General features: G+C 59.8%; 9 protein-coding genes. 5 read left to right on the top strand and 4 right to left on the bottom strand.

Going from position 1 to position 6,166, the window contains the following annotated elements; all coding sequences use genetic code 11:
* Positions 1 to 9: 9 nt before the first annotated feature.
* Positions 10 to 597 carry an exopolysaccharide biosynthesis protein gene (locus WCB02_RS23100; protein WP_423961785.1) on the bottom strand — a complete coding sequence of 196 codons (588 nt, stop codon included), beginning with the start codon at positions 595 to 597 and terminating at the stop codon, positions 10 to 12.
* 192 nt (positions 598 to 789) lie between these two features.
* Positions 790 to 1,029 carry a biotin/lipoyl-containing protein gene (locus WCB02_RS23105; protein ID WP_423961767.1) on the bottom strand — a complete coding sequence of 80 codons (240 nt, stop codon included), beginning with the start codon at positions 1,027 to 1,029 and terminating at the stop codon, positions 790 to 792.
* Positions 1,030 to 1,449: 420 nt separating this feature from the next.
* Between WCB02_RS23105 and WCB02_RS23110 the strand changes: the two genes are divergently transcribed.
* The gene (locus WCB02_RS23110; RefSeq protein ID WP_423961769.1) at positions 1,450 to 1,914 is read left to right on the top strand and encodes a hypothetical protein; all 465 of its coding nucleotides are present in this window, start codon (positions 1,450 to 1,452) and stop codon (positions 1,912 to 1,914) included.
* Between the two features lie 184 nt (positions 1,915 to 2,098).
* Positions 2,099 to 2,962: a transglutaminase family protein gene (locus WCB02_RS23115; protein WP_423961771.1), complete on the top strand. Its 864-nt coding sequence runs from the start codon at positions 2,099 to 2,101 to the stop codon at positions 2,960 to 2,962.
* On the opposite strand, the gene WCB02_RS23120 is transcribed toward WCB02_RS23115, so the two are convergent.
* Positions 2,957 to 3,136: a hypothetical protein gene (locus WCB02_RS23120; RefSeq protein WP_423961774.1), complete on the bottom strand. Its 180-nt coding sequence runs from the start codon at positions 3,134 to 3,136 to the stop codon at positions 2,957 to 2,959. The genes WCB02_RS23115 and WCB02_RS23120 overlap by 6 nt on opposite strands.
* Positions 3,137 to 3,533: 397 nt before the next feature.
* Between WCB02_RS23120 and WCB02_RS23125 the strand changes: the two genes are divergently transcribed.
* Both WCB02_RS23125 and WCB02_RS23130 read left to right on the top strand, forming a co-directional pair.
* Positions 3,534 to 3,743: a hypothetical protein gene (locus tag WCB02_RS23125; protein ID WP_423961776.1), complete on the top strand. Its 210-nt coding sequence runs from the start codon at positions 3,534 to 3,536 to the stop codon at positions 3,741 to 3,743.
* Entirely contained in the window at positions 3,740 to 4,033 is a 294-nt protein-coding gene (locus tag WCB02_RS23130) for a hypothetical protein (RefSeq protein ID WP_423961778.1), read from the top strand. Before WCB02_RS23125 ends, WCB02_RS23130 begins: the two co-directional genes overlap by 4 nt.
* A gap of 255 nt (positions 4,034 to 4,288) precedes the next feature.
* Here the strand turns inward: WCB02_RS23130 and WCB02_RS23135 are convergent, their stop codons facing one another.
* Complete coding sequence (locus WCB02_RS23135; RefSeq protein WP_423961780.1) at positions 4,289 to 5,143, bottom strand: slipin family protein; 855 nt, start codon at positions 5,141 to 5,143, stop codon at positions 4,289 to 4,291.
* Between the two features lie 613 nt (positions 5,144 to 5,756).
* Between WCB02_RS23135 and WCB02_RS23140 the strand changes: the two genes are divergently transcribed.
* Positions 5,757 to 6,166, top strand: a 410-nt coding sequence (locus WCB02_RS23140) for a YfdX family protein (protein WP_423961782.1), incomplete at its 3' end; no start/stop codon positions are given.

Genomic DNA, 6,166 nt, shown 5'->3' on the forward strand with positions numbered 1-6,166 from the left:
TCCACCGCGTTAGTGCCGGAGGTCAATGATCCATTTGGTGCCCAGCAGCATGTCCCGGACCACTTCCGCTCCGATCGCCAGCACGATCGCCGCAGCCAGCAAGCCGATCGCGAGCAGGGCCCCATCGTCCTCCAGATAAGCGAGCGAGATCACGGCGATGACCGACGCAGGCACCACGTTGCTCAGCGGTATCGGAACGAAGACCAAGGTGGCGCTCAGGATCAAGACGACGGCGCCGACCAGCCGCTTCGTCAAGTCGACAGGGGTGCGCCAGCGCGGATGAACCATCTTTTCAAGATGGCGGAGCATCGGAACGAATCGCTGAACCAGGGCCGCGAGGTGTTTGGTCGGCAGGGAAAGCGCGGCGATCCGGTGCGGGAAGACCGGTGCAGGCTTGCCGGCCATCATCTGAAACGCGGGAATCATCAGGATCAGGCCAGCAGCGATTGAGAGCCCCGGTGTGACCGCGACCAGGCTGAGCAGCAGCATGATGATTCCGAAGGAGTGTTTGTCGAGCCTATGCATCAGCCAGCCCAGCGTGAAGCGATCCGTCGGCACCTCATCATGCAGCCGTTGCAACACCGCAGATGCGGGCACAAGCTTGCACGCTTTGGCAGGCTGTCGCGTCAGCAAGGAGTGCTCCAATCGTCCGGCGATCGCAAAATGATATCGAGCAGATGCGACGGCCGCACAGCAGCGTTTTCCAGCGAAGTGTGCTCCGGCTTGCTCGGAGAAAACGCGTCAAACAAGAAGCTGGAGCCTCCGTTCAGATGCAATCGTCCAGTCCGCTCAAAACTGACTGATTGTTCCGAGCAAGCTGCCTGGCTCCACGGAAGCGCCGTCCCTCAACAATATCTCCGACAGCACTCCGGTGGTTGGCGCGACGACCTCGTGCGTGATGCTGTCGGTGTCGATCTCGAGCAATGGTTCGTCGACGGTCACGGCATCACCGGTGCTCTTGAACCAACGTCCGATCGACAGTCTGCCTCCAGCATCGAGGATTCTCGGGACTCGTATTTCAGTGGTCATGCAATTGATCCTAGGGGATTGTCCTGCCGGCGCAGGTCGACCAGCGGTCGTCGCGTTCAAACGCATTTCATCAATCCTATGCTCGGCCGCACGCCGGGACAAGTCTGAGCAATTTTGACCACCGCAGACCGATGAAGCATGGACCAGAAAATTTCGACAGGCTCGGAAATTACCTAGAGACCCGGTTGAGGTTCTCTCGAAAAAGGTGTCCGTCCGTGGAACCTAAAGGAAAATCAGCGCTTGATCTGGCGCTGGCGTCGTCAGGACTACCGCGGCCCGGTTTAGGTAGTTTCCGATCCTGATAGTTCGTTCGGTCATCCGCTAGAGTCGATTTTGGCCGATCGTGAAGCATGAGCGTTGTCGATCGGAACGGAGATAATCATCGTGGCTATGAAATCGCGCGCCGCACCAGGATCTCTGATGAGGCCGGAATTTGACACTTTTCTCTTCGCCCCGATCGGCGCTGACCGCAATGGCATGCAGGTAAGCGTGCTCTCCGGACTGGCGCGGTCCGACTTGGATCCCTGGCAGGAGGCGACGAAACTCGCGGAGCTGCCGCCGACGGGCGCGATTGAAAGATTGGCCATGATCATCGAAGCGTTACCCAGCAAGGTCTGGGCGCGGCCCGAAGCAACGGCGGCTGCGACGCGTTTGGTTGCACTGCTGCCGCAGAGGCGAGTGGATGGTGCTATCGCAAGCAGGATGCCGGATCGTCTTGGTCTCAACGCGCGGCCCTGGTGGGTCTACCTGGTGTTGATGTCGTTCGTGTTGGGGTCGCAATTTCTGATTGCGAGCCAACATCAGCCGCCGGCCACCCAACAGGGGGACGTGAGCTCCGTCGGTGACGTGGCACCAATCCAGCCGCCGGTGAATCCCGCCCTGTAGCTGCCGTTGGACCACAATCGGCGGCGGCTGTTGGCGTTTCAAATATCAGACAATGTCGGATAGACAGCACGGTCGATTTGCCTCATCTGACCCTGTCTTGATGTGAAGGCCTCGCGCTGGTCGATCGGGAGTTCCACGAGCGCTGCGCGATGGGATCGGACGCCGTTGCCGATTGGAGTTTTTGTTGGTCACGCTCAAAATTCTTCATACCACGACTTACCGGTTCAACGACAGCGTGAGCCTGTTGCCGCACCGCCTGATGCTCCGTCCGCGTGAAGGCCGCGAGCTTCGGCTGATTTCGAGCCAAATCACGGTAACGCCGGAAGCGGTCCTGACCTGGGCATACGACGTGTTTGGCAACGCGGTCACGATGGCGACGTTTCAGCTGACGGCCTCTCACCTGGTGATCTCCAGCGTCGCAGAACTTCAGCTCGACGCGGTCGCATGGCCCGTATTCGACATCGCCGTTTCGGCGATGTCCTATCCGTTCCGCTATTCCGAGGATGAATGGATCGATCTCGGCGCCTTGGCCGTTCCGCAGTTCGCTGACACAGCGGGGGCCCTGCGAAACTGGGCGCAAATGTTTGTTCGCGGAACTCGGACTGATACGCTCTCGCTGCTCAGGGATCTGAGCGTCGGCGTTTCCGAAACCATCCGCTATCAGAGCCGAGACGACGAGGGGACCCAGACGCCGGTGGAAACACTCGACCGCGGCTGGGGTTCCTGCAGGGATTTCGCGCTGTTGTTCACCGAAGCGGCCCGCGTGCTCGGCTTCGGCGCCAGGATCGTTTCCGGCTATCTCTACAATCCGGAACAACAGAGCGTCGGATCGAGCGGCGCAGGATCAACTCATGCGTGGGCGGAGGTCTTCGTGCCGGGCGCGGGCTGGATCACTTTCGACCCGACCAATCGCAGCCTTGGCGGCTTCAATCTGATCCCGGTCGCGGTCGCGCGCGACATCCGACAGACGATTCCGGTGGCCGGCAGCTTCGTCGGCAACACCGGTGCCTTCGCTGGGATGTCGGTGGAAGTTCGTGTCACCTCATAGATCGCGTGCTGCAGGCACTTCGGCGGCCGCGCCTGCCTTTCTCGTGACAACAGGGGCTTTCGTCTCTTCCTCGGCCAGCAGCCTCAAGAGCAATTGCCGTTGGGCCGCGTCCTTGACCAGTTCAAGCCGCCGTCTGAAGATTTTGAGGTTCTCGCTGCGGATGTACTCTTCCATGGCGTGCTCCTTTCAGGGGCGCTCATTCGTCTTGACTTCAGCTCGTGGCTGGCGGTCCAGAGAGCCGCGTCCGATTGCATTGGATCAGCTTCAGCGATCGTGCCGCGAACCTGTGACGAGCGGCACATTCGAACATTTTGATGTCAAGCGCGGATCGTCCGGCACTATCCTGGCTCGGCTCGTTCGCGCGTTTCGTTCAACACAGCGTTGGTCAGTGACAAGAGCAGAGGCCCGATCTCAAACAGCATGTTCCCTTGAGCGCCGGGCTCGCTGGTCAATATTGCTCACTCAAGAAAAAACAAACTGTCTTTTCCCCTCGTCTTGTCCGACGATCCTGTCCCGCCATTCCAGCTGCCAGGTTTGGAATCTGGCAACGTGATCGGACTTCACATCCTGAATGCTGACACGCGGCGGCACCGACGCCATGAGCGAAACGCGTCTGATGATCACTGAGGAGGTCGACGCGGCGTTCGAATCGAGCGTCAATCCGATGGCGGCCGCTTCTGCTGATAGCGTCGTCGATGGGTATCGGCAGCATGTCGCCGCGAACGCCGAACGACTTTTAAACTGGCGAGGCCGATGCGGAAACCGAAAGGCCCGGGGATGACCCGGGCCTTTCGTGTCTCGTTATTTCTGCTGCTGACTCTTCGCGTGAGCCTGATCGCTATGCTGGTTTGCGGTCTGCGAGTGCTGCTTGGCGCTGCCGGCATGCTCCTTGGCCTTTGCATGATCGCCCTTGCCGTGATGTTCCGCGGCGGAACGATGTGCCTTGGCAGCGTTTTCGTGGTGTTCGGCAGCCTTGTTGTGTTCGTCTCTGGCCATGGAATCCTCGTTGGTTGTCAGCTCCCAGCCGGCACAAACTCGCCGCCGCTCGAAAACGTTCCAGCAGCCCGATAGCCGGAGATCAAGTTAATTTTCACTCGATGTGGAGTTCGATGCCTCAGGCAGTCAATTTTTTTCGAAAATTCGCCGCGACCGGGTAGAGACCTCGAAGGCCATGCTAAGCCGGAGTCAGCCGCGTCAACGAACGCGATCGTCTAGATTTGGATCGCGAAAGCCATGTGCGGGAACCGACCTGCACATCCTTGCCGTTGCGGAAGCAGGGCCCCGGAACGGATGCCGGGGTTTCCGGGTCGAGCACGGCCGGATTTGCTATGTGTGGGTTTCCATCAGGTGCCCCGGTGCAACCTCTCCAAGCGGAGCCAGCGTCGCCCCGTTGGCACCGGAGGCCTTGCCGGGTCTCTCCATCAGCTCGAGGAACGGCTTGATGATGTCGATAGGCATCGGAAAGACGACGGTGGAATTTTGCTCGGCGCCGATCTCGGTCAGCGTTTGCAGGTAACGCAGCTGCATGGCGGCAGGGATGCTCGTCAGTATCTTGGCGGCGTTGACCAGGGTTTGCGAGGCCTGGAACTCAGCCTCCGCATGAATGATCTTGGCGCGGCGGTCGCGCTCCGCTTCCGCCTGCTTGGCGATCGCGCGTACCATGTTGTCCGTGAGTTCGACGGTTCGAATCTCGACATTGCTGACCTTGATTCCCCAAGCCTCGGTCTGGCTATCGATAATGCTTTGCACGTCGGTGCTGAGCTTCTTGCGCTCGGACAGCATCTCATCGAGCTCATGCTGTCCCAGCACCGCGCGCAGCGTGGTCTGGGCGAGCATATTGGTGGCGGGAAGGTAGCGCTGAACCTGAATGATGGCCCGCTCCGGGTTGACCACATTGAAGTAGAGCACCGCGTCGACTTTCATCGAAACATTGTCGCGGGAAATCACGTCCTGCGTCGGTATTTCGATGACTTGAATGCGCAGATCAACTCTCACCATTTCCTGAAAGAATGGAATCAAGAGCACGAGGCCCGGGCCTTTCACTCGCTGAAACCGGCCCAGCGTGAAGACGACGGCCCGCTCGTATTCGCGCAGAATCCGTACGCTCGCTCCGATCAGGATGAAGGCAGCGAGCAGGAGAGCGGGGGTGAGATACAGAAGATAGGAATCCGAGAACAACATGACGCTGCGCCTTTCAATGCGGTAGAAACGAGGACGACGTCACCGGTGCCGCTGAAGCGCTTGCTTCGATGCGGGGTCGATCACGGTTGGCGACCGGTTCGTTGGCTCGCGTGCAACACTACGCATGAACGACGGTTCGCGGGTAGGCTCGGAAACTACCTATCGGCTGGTCCGCACCCGAGCCGAAAGAAGGCATCTTGCCGAGTGCGCAGTCGCAGCGTGCGAAGTCGCTGCGGCGGCGGATTGGGCATGACCAGCGCACGGTGCCCGTCATTTCCGCATTGCGGCTTCGAAGCAGCCCCATGATCAGCAACAAGGTCGCGTCGCCGATCTCGTAAATAGGCGCCCGCGCAGGTGGATGCCGTTACCTTTGGTTGTCGCGCAATTTTACAGAGGAAGCCGGCCGAAAGGATAGGTTCGGAAAATACCCGGGGACACCGCGTCCTGTCGGAGTAGTCATATCGGATTAGGTAGTTTCCGAGCCTGTAGTTGGAGGACAAATCCCCCCGGGCTGGTGAACTATTCCTGTCTCGCCGGCTTGTCTGCATGGTCGCCGCGGTCATCAATTCGTTGAGTGCGCAGCATCCAGCCCACGACAAACAGGAGAATTGATATGTTCAGGATGAAGTCACTTGCCGTTGCCCTCGCGACGACCGCCATATTGGGATCTTGTGCTGCCCTGGCCGCAGAACCAAACGGCAGCGCAGCAGCAGGTGCGTCGCAACCAACGGCTGGCGCCCAGGATGCCGGCAGAGAGCTCGGCAAGCTGTCCACCGACGGACGGAAAGCGTTCCAGGATGTGCGTTTGGCGCGTCTTGCCATTTTTGATGGTCAAACGGATCAAGCAAAAAAGTACGTCGACGAAGCGAAGGCATCAATGGCCAAGGCCAAGACCGACGACACCGCTTTCACGAAGGCAGAGGCATCCCTCAAGCCTCCGGCAGGCGTGAGCCAGCCGACCGCGACGCCAGGCGGGGCTGATAAGCCGACGCCGAGCACGACGCCGACGGCATGGCTGCCGAT

The organism is Bradyrhizobium sp., from assembly GCF_049581145.1.
Classification (GTDB): Bacteria; Pseudomonadota; Alphaproteobacteria; order Rhizobiales; family Xanthobacteraceae; genus Bradyrhizobium.

Bases quoted from the DNA above. Each gene is read 5' to 3' on its own strand.
- WCB02_RS23105 (WP_423961767.1), bottom strand. From the start codon at position 1,029: ATGACCACTGAAATACGAGTCCCGAGAATCCTCGATGCTGGAGGCAGA.
- WCB02_RS23110 (WP_423961769.1), top strand. From the start codon at position 1,450: ATGAGGCCGGAATTTGACACTTTTCTCTTCGCCCCGATCGGCGCTGAC.
- WCB02_RS23125 (WP_423961776.1), top strand. From the start codon at position 3,534: ATGCTGACACGCGGCGGCACCGACGCCATGAGCGAAACGCGTCTGATG.
- WCB02_RS23130 (WP_423961778.1), top strand. From the start codon at position 3,740: ATGACCCGGGCCTTTCGTGTCTCGTTATTTCTGCTGCTGACTCTTCGC.
- WCB02_RS23135 (WP_423961780.1), bottom strand. From the start codon at position 5,143: ATGTTGTTCTCGGATTCCTATCTTCTGTATCTCACCCCCGCTCTCCTG.
- WCB02_RS23120 (WP_423961774.1), bottom strand. From the start codon at position 3,136: ATGGAAGAGTACATCCGCAGCGAGAACCTCAAAATCTTCAGACGGCGG.